The following is a 16,022-nucleotide window of genomic DNA, read 5'->3' on the forward strand; positions in this document are numbered from 1 at the left end:
GACACACATCGATGGATGTAGTGATCGGACAGCTGTTCACCGGGTTGAGTATCGGATCGATCCTGTTGCTCGCGGCGCTGGGGCTGTCGTTGACGTTCGGCCAGATGGGCGTCATCAACATGGCCCACGGCGAATTCATCATGGCCGGCTCGTACACGGCCTACGTGGTGCAGCAGGTGGTGTCGAGCGCCACCGGTTCTCTGTTCATCTCTCTGCTCGTCGGCTTCGTGGTCGGTGGCGCGATGGGTGTCCTCCTCGAGGTCACCCTCGTCAAGCGGATGTACCACCGGCCGCTGGACACGCTGCTGGTGACGTTCGGTGTGGGATTGATCCTGCAGCAGCTGGCGCGGGACGTCTTCGGTGCGCCCGCCGTCAACGTCGCCGCACCGGAGTGGCTCTCCGGTGGTGTGGAGATCCTGGGCGCGGTGGTGCCGAAGACGCGCCTGTTCATCCTGGTTCTGGCCGTCGTTGCCGTCGTCGCGCTGTCGCTGGCGATGCAGAAGTCCCCGATGGGACGCCGTATCCGCGCCGTCGTGCAGAACCGTGACCTCGCGGAGACCAGCGGGATCTCCAGTCGCCGAACCGATGTGACGACGTTCTTCATCGGTTCCGGTCTGGCGGGTGTCGCGGGTGTGGCGCTCACCCTGATCGGCTCGACGAGCCCGACCATCGGGCAGAGCTACCTCATCGACGCGTTCCTGGTGGTCGTGGTCGGCGGCCTGGGGCAGATGAAGGGCGCGGTGATCGCCGCGTTCGCACTCGGCATCCTCAATTCGTTCGTCGAGTACTCGACCACGGCGTCGATCGCCAAGGTCATCGTGTTCGTGGTCATCGTGGTGTTCCTCCAGGTTCGGCCGCAGGGCCTGTTCGCCGTCAAGACGAGGAGTCTCGTATGAGCATCCTGACGAGTGGCCGCTACCGCGCGTGGGCGGGATTCGCACTGGCCGCACTGCTTCTGTTCGTCGTCGCCCCCGCGGTTCTCAGCGACTTCCGGCTGAGTCTGCTCGGCAAGTTCCTGTGCTTCGCGATCGTCGCGGTCGGTATCGGCCTGGCGTGGGGCCGCGGCGGCATGCTCACCCTCGGCCAGGGTGTCTTCTTCGGGCTGGGCGCCTACATGATGGCGATGCATCTGAAGATCGCCGACGCCGAACTCCGCGGCGACACGGTGCCCGACTTCATGCAGATCGCGGGCATCCGGGAGCTGCCGGGCTACTGGGTGCCGTTCACGTCGCCGATCGTGACGATCCTGGGAATCCTGCTGATCCCGGCGCTGGTGGCGTTCGTCCTCGGGCTCGGGGTGTTCAAGCGCCGCGTCAAGGGCGCGTACTTCGCGATCCTCAGCCAGGCGCTCGCAGCCGCGTTCGCGATCCTGCTGGTCGGTCAGCAGAGCACCGGAGGAAGCAACGGCCTCAACCGGTTCCGCACGTTCTTCGGTTTCAACCTGAACGATCCGGCCAACAAGCAGATGCTGTTCTTCATCGCCGCCGGCGTGCTGCTGGCCGTGGTCGCGATCACGCGGCAGTTGATGAACAGCCGCTACGGCGAACTGCTCGTCGCCGTCCGGGATCAGGAGGAGCGCGTCCGCTTCCTCGGGTACGACCCGGCGAACATCAAACTCGTCGCCTACGTGACGGCCGCGTTCTTCGCGGGCCTCGCCGGCGCGCTGTTCGTGCCGATCGTCGGCATCATCTCCCCCGCCGACGTCGGGATCGTCCCGTCGATCGCGTTCCTGATCGGGGTGGCCATCGGCGGACGTTCCACGCTCCTCGGCCCGGTGCTCGGCGCCATCGGGGTGGCGTGGGCGCAGAGCGCGTTCTCGGAGTCGTTCCCGTCCGGCTGGACGTACGCGCAGGGCCTGCTGTTCATCGTGGTCGTCGGATTCTTCCCGGCCGGTGTCGCGGGACTGTTCGCGCTGCTGAAGCGGAAGAAGAAGGCCTCCTCCGACGAACCTGCCCCGCCCGGACCGGAAGACGAGACCGAGCCGACGGAACGAATGGAGATGGCCCGATGACGATTCCCACCACGGCCAAGGTGCCGGTGCTCGGCGGCAACGCCGGAATGTCCAGCGAGTATCTCGAGGTCCGGGACCTTCGGGTCAGCTTCGACGGCTTCAAGGCGGTCGACGGCGTCGACCTCACCCTGATGCAGGGCGATCTGCGGTTCCTCATCGGTCCCAACGGCGCCGGCAAGACCACTCTCGTCGATGCCATCACCGGGCTCGTCCCCGCGACGGGATCGGTCACGAAATCCGGTGTCGAGTTGATCGGCAAGAAGGTGCACCGCATCGCCCGGCTCGGTGTGGGCCGCACGTTCCAGACCGCGAGCGTGTTCGAGGAGCTGACGGTTCTCCAGAACCTCGACATCGCGGCGGGCGCGGGCCGGTCCGCACTCACACTGCTGCGCCGACGCAAGACGGTGCTCCCCGTCATCGAGGAGGCGCTCGACGTCACGGGTCTCGGCACGCTGCGCGACACCCCGGCGGGAATCCTCGCGCACGGACAGAAGCAGTGGCTGGAGATCGGAATGCTGCTGGTGCAGAACTGCTCCGTCCTCCTGCTCGACGAGCCGGTGGCCGGCATGAGCCACGAGGAACGCGACGAGACGGGAAACCTGCTGCGCCGCATCGGCGGTGAGCGGACCGTCGTGGTGGTCGAGCACGACATGGACTTCATGCGCGCGTTCGCGACGTCAGTGACCGTGCTGCACGCCGGGAAGGTGCTGAGCGAGGGAACCGTGGAGCAGGTGCAGGCCGATCCACGGGTGCAGGAGGTGTACCTCGGGACCGCCGCGGCCGGTGCCGCCCCCGAACTGCAGCCCGAGGTTTCGAAGGAGGACAGCGATGCTCGAGCTTGAGAACATCCGGGCCGGGTACGGCCGAACCGAAGTGATCCACGGAGTCTCGCTGACGGTCCCGTCGGACGGTGTGGCCGCGGTGATGGGACACAACGGCGCGGGCAAGACGACGCTTCTGCGGGCCGCGGTCGGACTGATCAAGGTCGACTCCGGGCGGGTGCTGTTCGACGGCGAGGACGTCACGGCGCTGCGGCCGAGCGCCCGGGTGGCGCGCGGCCTCGCCTACGTGCCGCAGGGCCAGCAGTCGTTCGGTCAGCTGACCACCGCCGAGAATCTTCAGGTGGTGGCAGACGGCCGCAAGCGCGGAAAAGAACTCGTCGGCGAGGTGCTGGATCTGTTCCCGGCTCTGCGCGGCCTGCTCGACCGGCGTGCCGGTCTCCTCTCCGGCGGGCAGCGTCAGCAACTCGCCATCGCGCGGGCCCTGATCACGGAACCGAAGATGCTGATCCTCGACGAACCCACGGAAGGCATTCAGCCGTCCGTCGTGGCCGAGATCGAGCGCACCATCATGGAACTCACCCGCCGCGGCGGACTCGGAGTCCTGTTGGTGGAACAGCACATCGGGTTCGCTCTCGAATCCGCCGAGAGCTACCACGTCCTCGAGTCGGGGCGGGTCACCTCCTCCGGCGCCGGTGGCGCCGCACCCGGCTCCGACGTCCGTACCGCGGTCTCCGACGTCCGCGCGGCGATGGCCATCTGATGGCACGCCGAGAACCGGCCGGCTCCCTCAGCGATCACGTGTATCTGTCGCTGCGCACCGACCTGATGAGCGGCCGGATCCCACCGGGACAGCGTCTCGGCGAGGAGCGTCTCGCCGACACCTACGGGGTGTCGCGGACGCCGGTGCGGGAGGCCCTGGCCCGGCTCCTCGCCGACGGACTCGTCCAGCGCGACGTGGGCGGGTTGTTTCCGTACCGCCCCCGCATCGACGAGCTGGCCGGACTGTACGAACTGCGCATCACGCTCGAGCTCCAGGGAATCGCCCGGGTCCGCGCCGACGAGTCGCTGTCGCACGACCCGGACGTTCTGGGACCCGAGCTCGACCGGTGGTACGCGTTGCGGAAGGAGAACCCCGAGCCGGACGCCGGGTTCGTGGCGCTCGACGAGCAGTTCCACACCGTTCTGCTGCGGTCCGCAGGGAACCGGGCGCTGTCGGATGCGCTCGTCAACGTGAACGCGAAGGTGCGGCCGGTCCGGATGTTCGACTACCTCACCCCCGACCGCATGAGCGCGACCGTCGACGAGCACATCTCGGTGGCCGAGCTCGCCCTCGACGGCAAGCTGGATTCCGCGTACGACACGCTGCTCGCGCACATCAGCGAGTCGCGTGAGGTGGTCATCGAGCGTGCTGAGCAGGCACTTTCCCTCGCACGGATGGCGTGGGCGATCCGGGATTGAGACAGTTGTCCAACTCTGGTGGACATTTTTCCCACCAATGAACCGAGCGGGTGCTAGCGTCTTGCTACCGCTCGGTAACACAGGTTGGGAACTCGCTTCATGTCACGCACTCTCGAAGAGAATCTGGTCGGACGCCGCGTCCTGATCACCGGCGCAGCCCGGGGTATCGGCGCCGGACTCGCCAGAAGACTTCACGAGCGGGGCGCCCGTGTCGGGCTGCTCGGCCTCGAACCCGAACTCCTCGAACAGACCGCCACCACGTGCGGCCGGGCGCCGTGGCGTCGCTGCGACACCCGCGACCGGCGAGCCGTCGAGGACTCGTTCGACTACCTCACCGACCGGCTCGGCGGCCTCGACGTCGTCGTCGCCAACGCGGGCGTGACGCCCCCGGCGCACATCGTCGAGGGTGATCCGGAGGTGATGCGGTATGCCATCGAGGTGAACGTGTTGGGGACGTACCACACGTTGCGGGCCGCGGGACCGTACATCGGGCACCGCAACGGGTACGCGCTCGTCGTGGCGTCGTCGACGACGTTCAGCCCGCTGCGCGGTGTCCACGGCGCCACGAGAGGCGGTGCCGAGGAACTCGGCGAGGCCCTGCGGGACGAGATGAAATCGCTGGGGACCCGGGTCGGCATCGCCCGCCTCGGCGAGATCGACACCGACCGGACCCTGATCGATTTCGACGGCGTCGCGGTTCCTCCACCCCGCGGCAGCGCACTGACCCGGACCTCCTCGATCACGGTGGCGGTCGACGCACTCGAGCGGGCAATCGCGGGACGGAAGAATCGGATATACGCGCCGTCCCGGGTACCCGGGACGGATTCTGTGCGTATGCTCGCACTTCGGGCCACGGAGATGACCCGTTCGATCGAACTACGCGCGCACGCAGCCGTTCCCACGAGGGGACGAGTAGAAGGAGAGGGGGCGGCGTGACCGCACGCATTCCACCCGGACGCCTGAAGGAACTCGGCCCCGTCAACTGGGTGTTGTGGCGAATCATCTCCCGTGTCGCCGGTGTGCCGGACGCACATCTGTTCAGCACGGTGGGCCGCACGAGGGGCCTCTTCCGTGCGTGGCTGCAGTACTCCGGCAAGCTGATGCCGGGCGGGCAGATCTCCCGGTACGAGACCGAACTGATCATCCTTCGCGTGGCACACCTGCGGAAGTGCGGCTACGAGATGGATCACCATGTGCGCCTCGGACGCCGGGCAGGCGTCACCCCGGCGCTCCTCGAACAGGTGCTGGAAGGTCCGGGTGCGGAGGGCTGGGACGCGCGCCGCCGCGCCATCCTCACCGCCGTCGACCAACTCGTCACCACCGACAACCTGGACGATGCCGCGTGGTCGGCGCTGAGCATCCACTTCGACGACCGCCGGATGATCGAATTCTGCTTTCTGGTGACCCAGTACGACGCCCTGGCCACCACCATCGGGACTCTGAGGATCGAACGCGACTATTCGTAGGTTCCGCATCGCGTAGAGAAGAGGAACGGCCGCATGACATCCGCTACCGAAGAAGTCCGTTCCGAGAAGGGACTGGCGCGGGTCGCGCAGTCGCTGGCCGGCTGGACGGAGAAGTGGTTTCCGGACGCCTACGTCTTCGCGCTCGTCGGCGTCTTCGTCGTCTCGGTGGCCGCACTGGCCAACGGTTCGTCTCCGCAGACGGTCGTGGACGCGTTCGGTGACGGTTTCTGGGATCTGACGGCGTTCACCCTGCAGATGGCGATGGTGGTGCTGACCGGATACGTCGTCGCCACGTCCCCGCCGGTCGCCCGGCTGATCGATCGCCTGGCACTGGTGCCTCAGTCGGCGCGCACCGCAGTCAGTTTCGTCGCGTTCCTGTCCATGTCGGTCTCCTTCCTGAACTGGGGGCTCAGTCTGGTGTTCGGCGGGCTGCTCGCCCGGGCGATCGCCCGCCGATCCGACCTGCGAGTGGATTACCGTGCGCTCGGCGCGGCGGCCTTCATGGGTCTGGGCGCCGTGTGGGCGCTCGGCATGTCCTCGTCCGCCGCGCAACTGCAGGCCACCGCCGCGTCCCTGCCGCCGGCGCTGCTGGAGATCACCGGCGTCCTCGACTTCGGGACCACCATCTTCACCTGGCAGTCGCTGCTGATGTGCGTGATCATCATCGCCCTGACCGTGGTCATCGCCCACTTCTCCGCGCCGAGGGGTGCGGCCGTCACCACCGCACAGGATCTGGACGTCGACCTCGACGACCGGCCGAAGGAGGTGGCACCCCGAACGCGACCGGGAGAGTGGCTCGAGTACAGCCGGATCCTGCCGGCGCTGGCCGGTCTTATGACGTTGGGGTGGCTGATCTCCCAGCTGGTGACCAAACCCGTGCTCACCGTCGTCAGTAGCCTGAACGCCTATCTGCTGGTCTTCCTCATGCTGGGATTGGTGCTGCACGGGACGCCGCGCAAGTTCCTGCAAGCCGTCGCGCTGGCCGTCCCCGCCACTGCGGGCATCCTGGTCCAGTTCCCGCTGTACGCCGCGATGGCCGCGATCCTCACGAAGGCCGAGGGCAGAAACGGCCTCACCATCTCCGAGCACCTGGCCGAGTTCTTCACGAACATCGGCAGCGGCGGAGGCTTCACCGTCGTCATCGCCCTCTACACGGTGGTGCTGGGTCTCTTCGTGCCGTCCGGAGGCGGAAAATGGCTGGTCGAGGCGCCCTACGTCATGCAGTCGGCCACCGACGTCGGGATGAACCTGGGCTGGACGGTCCAGGTGTACAACGTCGCCGAGGCGCTGCCGAACCTGATCAACCCGTTCTTCATGCTGCCCCTCCTCGCGGTGCTGGGGCTCAAGGCGCGCGACCTGGTGGGATTCACGTTCCTGCAGTTCATGTTCCACCTGCCGGTGGTCCTGCTCCTGGTGTGGTTGCTCGGGACGACGTTCGAGTTCGTGCCCCCGGTGCAGCCCTCCTCACCGTGACCCGGTTCGCGCGGCCCGTGAGAGGTCTTACTAACCCACGCTTTACCTCGAGAAATCTCGGTGAAACACCCCGTCCTTAGCGTATACAACCATGTCCACAGGGATGAATACGCCGCCGATCGAGTACTCCTTCGACACTCTGCTCGTCGCGAACCGGGGCGAAATCGCCTGCCGCATCATGCGATCCGCGCACATCCTCGGGCTGAAGACGGTCGCGGTGTACTCCGACGCCGATTCGGCGGCCGCGCACGTCGAGATGGCCGACGTCGCCGTCCGGCTGGGCCCGGCTCCCGCCCACGAGTCGTATCTGCGCGCCGACGCCGTCGTGGAAGCCGCCCTGGCGACGGGCGCGGGCGCGATTCATCCCGGATACGGCTTCCTCTCGGAGAACGACACGTTCGCCGCGGCGACCGAATCCGCCGGGATCGCGTTCGTCGGCCCCACCCCCGCACAGCTCCGCACGTTCGGGAACAAGCACACGGCGCGCGAGGCCGCCCGCGCCGTCGGCGTCCCGCTCGTCGCGGGCAGCGGACTCCTCGACTCCGTCGACGCCGCCCTGTCCGTGGCCTCCGACGTCGGCTATCCGGTGATGATCAAGGCGGTCGGTGGCGGCGGGGGCATCGGGATGCAGGCGTGCTTCGACGCCGCCGAACTCCGCGAAGCCTACGATCGCGTCCAGCGCCTCGCCCAGGCCAACTTCTCCTCGTCCGGGGTGTTCCTGGAGCGCTTCGTCGCCCGCGCCCGGCACATCGAGGTACAGGTGTTCGGCGACGGGCTCGGCCGCACGCTGAGCCTCGGCACCCGCGACTGCTCACTACAGCGCCGCAATCAGAAGGTGGTCGAGGAGGCCCCGGCGCCCGGGCTCTCCGACGACGTGGTGGAACAACTGCTCAGCTCATCCCGCAGCCTCGCGTCGTCGGTGCACTACCGGTCCGCGGGAACCGTCGAGTTCGTCTACGACGTGGACCGCGGTGAGGCGTCGTTCCTCGAGATGAACACGCGACTGCAGGTCGAGCACCCGGTGACCGAGGAGGTCACCGGGGTGGACCTCGTCGAGTGGATGCTCAGGCTCGCCCGCGGGGACGGTTCCATGCTCGACGGGCTCCCCGACTCCGGACCCGAGATCAGGGGCACCGCCGTCGAGGCCCGTATCTACGCCGAGGACCCCGGCCACGACTACCGTCCCAGCGCCGGACGACTCACGGGGGTCGAGTTCCCGGCTCACACGCGGGTCGAGACGTGGGTCGACACGGGCACCGAGGTGAGTGCCTACTACGACCCGATGCTGGCGAAGGTGATCACCCGCGGGCACCGGCGCAGGGCGGCGTTCGCCGCCCTCGCGGAGGCACTCGCCGACACGCACATCTACGGGGTCCAGACGAACCTGCCCCAGCTGCGGCGGATCTGCGTCGCCGACACGGTTCTGGGCGCCGAGCACACCACGCAGTCGCTGGCCGATCTGCGGCCCACCGGCCGCCGCGTCGACGTGCTCCGCGCCGGGACGATGACCACCGTGCAGGACCATCCCGGCCGAATCGGACTGTGGGAGGTCGGAATTCCGCCGTCGGGACCGATGGACGACCTGTCGTTCCAGTTGGTCAACACCGCGGTCGGCAATCCGGTCGGCGCACCGGGGCTCGAATGCACTCTGCAGGGGCCGCGACTCGTGTTCTCGGATGCCACCGTGATCTGTGTGGGTGGCGCGGACACCCCGGTCACTCTCGACGGCGAACCGGTCGCCCTGTGGGAACCGGTGGAAGCGCCGGCCGGATCGGTTCTCGACGTCGGCACTCCGGCGGACACCGGCCTGCGCACGTACGTCGCGTTCCGGGGCGGCATCGACGCGCCGCTGTACCACGGCAGCGCGTCCACGTTCACACTCGGCGGGTTCGGCGGCATCACCGGCAAGGCCGTCACCACCGGTGACGTGCTGGGACTCTTCGACGACTCGCTGTTCGAGAACACCGCGGGTCTCGGCGCACCGCATCCCGTCCCGGAGGACTCGCGTCCCGAGTTCACGCACGTGTGGCATCTCGCCGTCACCGAGGGACCGCAGCCGGCGCCCGCCTACTTCACCGACTCCGACATGGCGCAGTTCTACGACACCACCTGGAAGGTCCAGACCCACGCGAACCGGACCGGCCTCCGACTCGACGGCCCCAAGCCGGTCTGGTCCAGGACCGACGGCGGCGACGCCGGGCTGCACCCGTCGAACCTGCACGACAACCCGTACAGCATCGGAGCGCTCAACGTCTCCGGCGACACCCCGATCCTGCTCGGCCCCGACGGACCGAGCCTCGGCGGCTTCGCGTGCCCCCTCACCGTGGTGAAGGCGCACCGGTGGAAACTCGGACAGATCAGGCCCGGCGACGAAGTGCGGTTCGTCGCCGTCTCCGACGACGGTGCGCACGAGCTGCGGGCGTCGGATTCGTCGCGCAAACTGGATCTTCCGCCCACCGCAACCCGCTCGTCGAACAGCGACGGCGGGGTCCTGCGCCGCCTCCCGCCCGTACTGGACCGTCCCGAGGTCGCGTACCTCCGCGGCGGGGACGACAACATCCTCGTCGAGTACGGCGACCGGGAACTCGATCTCGGACTCCGCATGCGCGTCCACGCACTGTCGGAAGCGCTGGTCCGGCGTCGTGTCCCGGGCATCATTGACATCACTCCGGGTGTGCGCTCCCTGCACCTGCATTTCGACGCCGACGAACTTCCCGCCGGCCGGTTGCTGGACATCCTCCAGGACATCGAGGAACTGCTGCCCGCGACACACGATCTGGTGGTGCCGAGTCGCACGGTCCGGTTGCCGCTGTCGTTCGCCGACCCGTCCATCGCCGAGGCCATCGACCGGTACCGCAGCGGTGTCCGCGACGAGGCGCCGTGGCTACCGTCGAACACCGAGTTCATCCGGCGCATCAACGGTTTGGGCAGCGTCGACGACGTCCGCGACGCCGTGTTCGACGCCGAATACCTGGTGCTGGGGCTCGGCGACGTCTACCTCGGCGCACCACTGGCCGTGCCCCTCGACCCCCGGCACCGCCTGGTCACCACTAAATACAACCCGGCGCGCACGTGGACGCCGTCCGACGCGGTCGGGATCGGCGGCAAGTACCTGTGCGTCTACGGCATGGAGTCGCCGGGCGGCTACCAGCTGATCGGGCGCACCGTCCCGATCTGGTCCGGTTACCGGCAGCACCGCCCCTTCGACGAGGGCACACCGTGGATGTTCCGGTTCTTCGACCGCATCGTGTGGGAACCCGTCACCCCGGAACAGCTGCGCGAATACCGCGAGCAGGCCGTCGCGGGGCGGTTCGACGCGGAGATCTCCGACGGCACGTTCGCGTTCGCCGACCACCTGAAGTTCCTGCGGGACAACGCTCAATCCATCGCCGAGTTCGACTCCCGGCAGTCCGCGGCGTTCGAGGCGGAGAAGTCCGCGTGGCGCGCGTCGGGCGAATTCGACCGCGTCGAGCAGGCGCCCGCACCCGAGCCGTCGGCACGGGTCGACCTTCCGCCCGGGGCTGCCGTCGTCGAGGCTCCCATGGTCGGCACCGTGTGGCGCGTCGAAGTCGAAGCCGGGCAACGAATCGAACCGGGCCAGAACGCCGTGGTACTCGAGGCGATGAAACTCGAGATGCCGGTTGCGTTCGCCACGTCCGGAACAGTCCTCGAAGTCCTCGTGTCACCGGGCGCGATCGTCGAACCGGGCACCCCCCTCGTCGTGATTGGAGCAGAAAACTGATGACTGTCGATGCCGTGAACCGCGGACAGACCACCCTCTCCCCCACCGCCCGTGTCGAGGACGCCTTCCGGCGGATCGCCGAGGTGGACCGTCCGGAGGTGTGGATCACCCTCCGGCCCGCCGAGGACGTGCACGCGGATGCCGTTGCCGTGCAGGCCCGTCTCGACGCCGGCGAACACCTCCCCCTGGCCGGGAAGGTCGTGGCGGTCAAGGACAACGTCGACGTCGCGGGACTGCCGACGTCGGCCGCGTGCCCCGAGTTCGCCTACCTCCCCGACGTCACCGCGAGCGCTGTGCGCCGCCTGGTCGAGCAGGGCGCTGTGGTGCTGGGGAAGACGAACCTCGACCAGTTCGCGACCGGGCTGGTCGGGACACGCAGTCCGTACGGCGCCGTCCGGTGCTCGTGGGATCCCGAACGGGTGTCGGGCGGATCCAGCTCCGGTTCCGCCGTCGCCGTCGCCCTCGGCATCGCCGACATCGGAATCGGCACCGACACAGCGGGATCGGGCCGGGTCCCGGCCGCGTTCAACGGTCTCGTCGGAATCAAGGCGACACTCGGCGTCATCCCCGCCGACGGCGTGGTGCCCGCCTGCGTCGACTACGACTGCGTCACCGTCTTCGCCACCGAACTCGACACGGCCGTGACCGCCGCCCGCATCATGTCGGGCCCGGCGAGCGCGGACCCGCGGAGTCGCGCGTGGCCGTCCGACGTCCGCCTGGCGGCGCCCGCACAGCCGAGGGTCGCGATTCCCGCGGAAGAGAACCTCGCGCTGCTGACACCGGAGTACCGCGCGGCGTTCGTCGCCACGGTGGCATCTTTGACGGACCGAGGTTTCTCCGTCGAGGCGGTCGACATCTCCCCGCTCCTCGACGCCGCCCGCCTGCTGTACGACGGCGCCGTCGTCGCCGAGCGGTACACCGCTGTCGGGAAGTTCCTCGACACCGCACCGGCGGGCGCCGATCCGGTGGTCACCGCCATCGTCGAGTCGGCGAGGAAGCCGGCGGGCCACGAGTTCGCCGCCGACCTCGACACGCTCACCCGCGTCAAGGCGCAGACGCGGGAACTGCTGGCCGGTTTCGACGGCCTCCTGCTGCCCACCACCACCGAACACCCGACCATCGCTGCCGTGCAAGCCGATCCGATCGACATCAACCGACGGATGGGCACGTACACGAACTTCTGCAACCTGCTCGACATGGCCGCCGTCGCGGTCCCGGGCGCCCCGACCGCCACCGGCGACCCGTTCGGTGTCATGTTCGTGGTGCCGGCGTTCGCCGATCAGGTGGCCGTGGACCTCGCGGCCCGTCTCGTCGGTGCACCGGCGCCCACCCTCGTCGAGGACGGTGTGGAACTGGCTGTGTTCGGAGCCCACCTGCGCGGACAGCCACTGCATTTCCAGCTCGAGGACATCGGTGCACGGTTCGTGGACACCGTCACCACCACGGACGCGTACCGACTCACCGCGCTCGCCACCACGCCGCCCAAGCCCGGCCTCGTCCGTCGCGGCCCCGGCGCCGGAGCGGCGATCGTCGGGGAACTGTTCCGGGTGTCACCCGCCGGGCTGGGCACCTTCCTCGCCGCACTACCTGCCCCGATGGCGCTGACGAGCGTCGAATTGTCCGACGGCCGCGCCGTGGTCGGCTTCAGCTGCACCCACGACGCGGTCGACGGGGCCACGGACATCACCGAGTTCGGCAGTTGGGTTGCTTACGCCCGTGAGTACTTGTCAACCGCCCGCGGTTAAGAAGTACTCACGGCAAGGACGGTGGCGGCGCGAGTCGAGTTGCGGCCGATCAGCTTCTGCAGGTCGCCACTCTCGGTGTCGAGAGCGCCGACGGCGACTCCCGCATCGGAGTCGGCGAGCATGCTCGCGATCGGTGCGGGCAGTCCGGCGCCCTCGAGCGCCGCGGCGTACTCAGCCTGCGGAAGGTCCTTGTACGACACAGGCTTTCCGAGGACGGAGGAGATGACCTCCGCCAGTTCGCTGTACGTCAGGCGCTCGTCGCCACCCAGCTCGTACACCTTGCCTGCCGGCCCGTCGGCGAGCAGGACCGCGGCGGCGGCCTCGGCGTAGTCCTTGCGGGCGGCAGCGGCGACGACACCCGTTCCGGCACTGCCGAACAGCGTACCGGTCTCGGCCGCGGCGGGAGTGCTGCCGAGGTAGTTCTCCCAGTACCAGCCGTTGCGGAGCAGCGCGAAGTCGATTCCGGACTGCGTCAGCCGGTCCTCCGTGGCACGGTGTTCGACGGCCAATCCGATCGGGCTGTTCTGCGCGTCGAGGATGCTGGTGTAGGCGACGAAGCCGACTCCGGCGGTGTTCGCGGCGTCGATCACGTTGGCGTGCTGGGCAACCCGCTGACCGACCTCGCTGCCGGAGACGAGCAGCAGCTTGTCGACGCCGGCGAAGGCGGACTCGAGTGCGGCGCGATCACTGTAGTCCGCCTGCCTGATCTCGACGCCCTTGTCGGCGAGGTCTGCGGCCTTGGCCGGGGTGCGGACGACGGCGACGATGTCGCCCGCGGGGGTGCCCTTGTCGAGTAGTGCCTCGACGACGAGTCGACCGAGGTGTCCGGTTGCTCCTGTGACGGCGATGGTCATGACGAACTCCTAGCGCGTGAGTGGGTGAGGTTGACTGTTCAAGCTCACTTATCATCATGCACTAATTTTTCGTAAGTGCAAATGTTAGAGTAAGCACTTCCTTCGTGTGGGGTAGACTGGACGTATGTCCGAGCTCGCACAGCCAGCACAGGAAGCCGAGGACGTCACCCTCGAGGCAGACGTCTTTGCACGCAACTGCGCGTCGCGCGAGACCCTGCAGACGATCACCGGTCGCTGGGGGGTGCTCGCACTCGCGGCGCTGACCGAGGGGAACTACCGATTCAGTGCACTCCGCCGACGCGTCGACGGCGTCAGCGAGCGCATGCTGTCGCAGACGCTGCAGGCCCTCGAACGAGACGGCCTCGTCGTTCGCGAGGTGCTCGAGGCCATTCCACCCAAGGTCGAATACAGCCTGACACCGCTCGGCGCCGAGGTCGGTTCACGCCTCATCGGCCTGATCGAACTGGTCGAATCGCGCGTGCCCGACGTTCAGGCAGCACAGGAGAAATACGACGCCGGACGCGGCGTCAGCTGAGTTCGTCGAGTTCGGTTTCCTCGTCGACGATGTGGACCGCGGCCTCCTCGGCCGACGCCGCTCCCCCGTCGATGCCGATGTCGGACGCCACGAGGTCCTTCTCCTCGTCCTCGCCCACACCCTCGTCCTCCGCGACGAGCCGGCCCGACCGCAGCCGCCCGACCTCGTTGTCGTCGAGGATCTCCGCGTTGTCGTCGTCTTCCAGAGCCGGGTCCGGCTCCTCCTCCGCGAGCCGCTGATCGAGGGTCTCCCCCTCGCGCTGCTCGGCGGCCGTCGTCCCGTACGCGTCCAGCCCGAGCGGCCTCTCCGGAGGCGAATAGCCCTCGTCGAGAACGTCGTCCACACCTCGGTCGACCAACGTGTCTTCCGGCTGCAACTGGTCCTCTTCGTCCAGGCTGTACTCGCCCTCGGATCCTTCTGGCGTGCTGTCCGGCATGGTCATCTTTCCCACGATGCCATCGCAGCGGACAGTTCGCCATCGGATCGCGGAAGCAACTCGGTGAGAAACGAAAAGAGCCCGCACAGAGACTGTGCGGGCCCTCTCGGTGTTCGGGTCAGAAGTTGATCATGTGCCCGGCGAGACCGTGGATGGCCTCCTGCAGGGCTTCGCTGAGCGTCGGGTGCGTGTGCACGTTGCGGGCCAGCTCGTTGACCGTGAGGTCCCACTTCTGCGCGAGGGTCAGCTCGGGCAGCAGCTCGGAGACGTCGGGTCCGATCAGGTGTCCGCCGAGCAGTTCGCCGTACTTCTTGTCTGCGATCAGCTTGACGAAACCGGTCGGGTCACCGAGGCCGTGCGCCTTGCCGTTGGCGGTGAACGGGAACGTCGCGACCTTCACGTCGTAACCCTCGTCCTTGGCCTGCTGCTCGGTCAGACCGAAGCTCGCGACCTGCGGCTGGCAGAACGTGGCCCGCGGCATCATCCGGTAGTCCTCGATCGGCAGCGTCTCGACGCCGGCGATCGTCTCGGCGGCCACGACGCCCTGCGCCTCGGCGACGTGCGCCAGCTGCAGCTTCATCGTGACGTCACCGATGGCGTAGATGTGCGGCACCGACGTCTGCATCGTGTCGGTGATGCCGATCGCACCACGATCGAGCTGCACACCGGTCTTCTCGAGGCCGTAGCCCTCGACGCGGGGCGCGAATCCGACCGACTGCATCACCTTGTCGACCACGACGGTCTCGATGTCGCCGGACTTGTTGTTCTTGATCGAGACGGTGACCTTGCTGCCGTCGTCGTCGATGCTCTGGACGGCGGCACCGGTCTTGATCGTGACGCCGAGCTTCTTGTACTGCTTCTCGATCTCCTTGGAGACGTCCGCGTCCTCGTTGGGCAGCGCACGGTCGAGGAACTCGACGATCGTGACGTCCACTCCGTAGTTCTTCAGGACGTACCCGAACTCCATGCCGATCGCGCCGGCACCGACGATGAGGATCGACTCCGGGAGATCGCGGGTGAGGATCTGCTCCTCGTAGGTGACCACGTTCTCGCTGAGCGAGGTGCCCGGCAGCAGCTTGGTGGTGGAACCGGTGGCGATGATGGCGTTGTCGAACGTCACCGTCTCCGTCCCGCCCTTGGACAGCTCGACCGAGAGGGTGTTGGCGTCGGTGAACGACCCCTTGCCGTCGTACTCGGTGATCTTGTTCTTCTTCATCAAGAAGTGAACGCCCTTGACACGCCCGTCCGCGACCTTGCGGCTGCGGTCATAGGCTGCGCCGAAATCGAAGGACGCCTCTCCCGAGATGCCGAACGTCTTGGCCTCTTTCGTGAAGAGATGCGCAAGTTCGGCATTGCGGAGAAGTGCCTTGGAGGGGATGCAGCCGACGTTCAGGCACACACCGCCCCAGTACTTCTGCTCGATGATGGCGGTGCTCAATCCCAGCTGTGCCGCGCGGATAGCAGCGACGTACCCACCGGGACCGGCTCCGAGGACAACGACGTCATAGTGTGAGGTCACG

The 16,022-nt window shown here is 67.8% G+C and carries 14 protein-coding genes; 11 read left to right on the forward strand and 3 right to left on the reverse strand.

What is annotated here, in order from left to right:
• Nucleotides 1–11: 11 nt before the first annotated feature.
• From urtB to atzF, 10 genes are all read left to right on the forward strand, one after another.
• Entirely contained in the window at nucleotides 12–896 is an 885-nt protein-coding gene (urtB, locus tag RHA1_RS10380; RefSeq protein ID WP_005251836.1) for an urea ABC transporter permease subunit UrtB, read from the forward strand.
• The gene (gene urtC / locus RHA1_RS10385) at nucleotides 893–2,011 is read left to right on the forward strand and encodes an urea ABC transporter permease subunit UrtC (RefSeq protein ID WP_005261082.1); all 1,119 of its coding nucleotides are present in this window, start codon (nucleotides 893–895) and stop codon (nucleotides 2,009–2,011) included. Before urtB ends, urtC begins: the two co-directional genes overlap by 4 nt.
• Nucleotides 2,008–2,853: an urea ABC transporter ATP-binding protein UrtD gene (gene urtD, locus RHA1_RS10390; protein ID WP_009474801.1), complete on the forward strand. Its 846-nt coding sequence runs from the start codon at nucleotides 2,008–2,010 to the stop codon at nucleotides 2,851–2,853. The genes urtC and urtD overlap by 4 nt, the downstream gene beginning before the upstream one ends.
• Nucleotides 2,840–3,553, forward strand: a complete 714-nt coding sequence (gene urtE, locus RHA1_RS10395) for an urea ABC transporter ATP-binding subunit UrtE (RefSeq protein ID WP_011594948.1) — start codon at nucleotides 2,840–2,842, stop codon at nucleotides 3,551–3,553. The genes urtD and urtE overlap by 14 nt, the downstream gene beginning before the upstream one ends.
• Nucleotides 3,553–4,251, forward strand: a complete 699-nt coding sequence (locus RHA1_RS10400) for a GntR family transcriptional regulator (RefSeq protein WP_011594949.1) — start codon at nucleotides 3,553–3,555, stop codon at nucleotides 4,249–4,251. Before urtE ends, RHA1_RS10400 begins: the two co-directional genes overlap by 1 nt.
• A 99-nt stretch (nucleotides 4,252–4,350) precedes the next feature.
• A complete protein-coding gene (locus RHA1_RS10405) occupies nucleotides 4,351–5,187 on the forward strand; it encodes an SDR family NAD(P)-dependent oxidoreductase (protein ID WP_011594950.1) in 837 nt (278 codons plus the stop codon).
• Nucleotides 5,184–5,717 carry a carboxymuconolactone decarboxylase family protein gene (locus tag RHA1_RS10410; RefSeq protein ID WP_009474805.1) on the forward strand — a complete coding sequence of 178 codons (534 nt, stop codon included), beginning with the start codon at nucleotides 5,184–5,186 and terminating at the stop codon, nucleotides 5,715–5,717. The genes RHA1_RS10405 and RHA1_RS10410 overlap by 4 nt, the downstream gene beginning before the upstream one ends.
• A 33-nt stretch (nucleotides 5,718–5,750) precedes the next feature.
• Complete coding sequence (locus tag RHA1_RS10415; RefSeq protein WP_009474806.1) at nucleotides 5,751–7,190, forward strand: short-chain fatty acid transporter; 1,440 nt, start codon at nucleotides 5,751–5,753, stop codon at nucleotides 7,188–7,190.
• 91 nt (nucleotides 7,191–7,281) lie between these two features.
• Nucleotides 7,282–10,932: an urea carboxylase gene (gene uca / locus RHA1_RS10420; RefSeq protein WP_011594951.1), complete on the forward strand. Its 3,651-nt coding sequence runs from the start codon at nucleotides 7,282–7,284 to the stop codon at nucleotides 10,930–10,932.
• The gene (atzF, locus tag RHA1_RS10425) at nucleotides 10,932–12,677 is read left to right on the forward strand and encodes an allophanate hydrolase (protein WP_011594952.1); all 1,746 of its coding nucleotides are present in this window, start codon (nucleotides 10,932–10,934) and stop codon (nucleotides 12,675–12,677) included. Before uca ends, atzF begins: the two co-directional genes overlap by 1 nt.
• Here atzF and RHA1_RS10430 read toward each other — a convergent pair.
• Nucleotides 12,674–13,531: an SDR family oxidoreductase gene (locus tag RHA1_RS10430; RefSeq protein ID WP_011594953.1), complete on the reverse strand. Its 858-nt coding sequence runs from the start codon at nucleotides 13,529–13,531 to the stop codon at nucleotides 12,674–12,676. The genes atzF and RHA1_RS10430 overlap by 4 nt on opposite strands.
• Before the next feature lie 124 nt (nucleotides 13,532–13,655).
• On the opposite strand from RHA1_RS10430, the gene RHA1_RS10435 reads away from it, so the two are divergent.
• Nucleotides 13,656–14,066 (forward strand): winged helix-turn-helix transcriptional regulator, encoded by a 411-nt coding sequence (locus RHA1_RS10435; protein ID WP_011594954.1) that lies wholly within the window; start codon nucleotides 13,656–13,658, stop codon nucleotides 14,064–14,066.
• Here the strand turns inward: RHA1_RS10435 and RHA1_RS10440 are convergent.
• Together RHA1_RS10440 and lpdA are read right to left on the reverse strand one after the other, a co-directional pair.
• Nucleotides 14,059–14,508: a DUF5709 domain-containing protein gene (locus tag RHA1_RS10440; RefSeq protein WP_016882725.1), complete on the reverse strand. Its 450-nt coding sequence runs from the start codon at nucleotides 14,506–14,508 to the stop codon at nucleotides 14,059–14,061. The two genes, RHA1_RS10435 and RHA1_RS10440, sit on opposite strands and share 8 nt — an antisense overlap.
• A 112-nt stretch (nucleotides 14,509–14,620) precedes the next feature.
• Nucleotides 14,621–16,021: a dihydrolipoyl dehydrogenase gene (gene lpdA / locus RHA1_RS10445; protein WP_011594956.1), complete on the reverse strand. Its 1,401-nt coding sequence runs from the start codon at nucleotides 16,019–16,021 to the stop codon at nucleotides 14,621–14,623.
• Between the last annotated feature and the right edge of the window lies 1 nt (nucleotide 16,022).

Origin of the sequence: Rhodococcus jostii RHA1 (assembly GCF_000014565.1) — a bacterium.
In the GTDB taxonomy this organism is placed as follows: Bacteria; Actinomycetota; Actinomycetes; order Mycobacteriales; family Mycobacteriaceae; genus Rhodococcus_F; species Rhodococcus_F jostii_A.